Source organism: Microbacterium sp. B35-30 (assembly GCF_010634855.1).
Taxonomy (GTDB): domain Bacteria; phylum Actinomycetota; class Actinomycetes; order Actinomycetales; family Microbacteriaceae; genus Microbacterium.
Genome location: NZ_MWLQ01000043.1, coordinates 1 through 1,054, shown reverse-complemented (window position 1 = coordinate 1,054; position 1,054 = coordinate 1). Strand labels below are relative to the sequence as shown.

At 64.1% G+C, this 1,054-nt stretch carries 1 protein-coding gene; it reads right to left on the bottom strand.

Annotation, left to right across the window (positions count from 1 at the left end; translation table 11 throughout):
- Window positions 1-798, bottom strand: a 798-nt coding sequence (locus tag B2K11_RS18575) for a DUF808 domain-containing protein (protein WP_163620581.1), incomplete at its 3' end; no start/stop codon positions are given.
- Window positions 799-1,054 lie beyond the last annotated feature (256 nt).

The following is a 1,054-nucleotide window of genomic DNA, read 5'->3' as shown; positions in this document are numbered from 1 at the left end:
GCCCGACAGTGCCGTGTCGACGATCCACTCGACAACCGGCCCGAGCGACTCGACCGCGTGCGTCGCGGCGTGCAGTGCGTTGTACGGGCCCTCCCAAAACGTCTCCGCCAGATTTGCGATCACCAGATGGCCACCGACCCAGAGCATCGCCACTGTGCCGATGACACTGATGATGCGGAACACCGTGGGCATCGATCGCACGATCCGTTCCCCGGTGCTGCGAACACGGGGCGCGGAGCTCTTCGCCATTCCCAGGCCGATGTCGTCGATCTTGACCAACAGCGCGACGGCACCGTAGACGAGCAGCGTCATGGCGAGAGCGATCACGGCAAGGGCACCGAACGTCATCCAGAGACCGAAGCCTGCGTCGAGGCTGGCCAAGGAGATCAGCATGATCTCGGTGCTCAGGATCAGGTCTGTGCGAATCGCCCCGAATACGAGCTTGCGCTCGTTCCGGGGTTCATCCTGACCAGGACCATGCTCGGCGCCGAACCACTCCATGACCTTCTCGGCGCCTTCGAAGCAGAGGTAGGAGCCTCCCACGATCAGCAGCCAGGGCAGCACCCACGGCGCGAAAGCGGTCAGCAGCAGGGCGACGGGGATGATGATGACGAACTTGTTGACGAGACTGCCGAGCGCGATCTTGCCGACGATCGGCAACTCGCGCGCGGGAAGAACGCCTTGCACGTACTGCGGCGTGACTGCCGCGTCATCGATCACCACGCCAGCCGTCTTCGCGCTCGCTTTGACAGCGGCGGTCAGGATGTCGTCCACGACCGCGAGCAAACCAACCGACATGCTCACACCTCCGCCCTGGACCTCCGACGCGCGGGCGCGCGCCCATCGACTTCATGCACGCTAGTGCAGCCTTCCCGCGTCGACAAACGGGTTGCGTTCATTCATCTCAGCGGGCACGGGATGCGTTGCCCACCGCGGCACGATGAACGCCCGGCTGCCGCACCGGCCATACCGCCACTACCACCGGGAGTGCTCGGAGATAAAGCACGGAACCGAGAGTGCTGAGTATTCGGATCCGATCCGTGATGGACTCGAA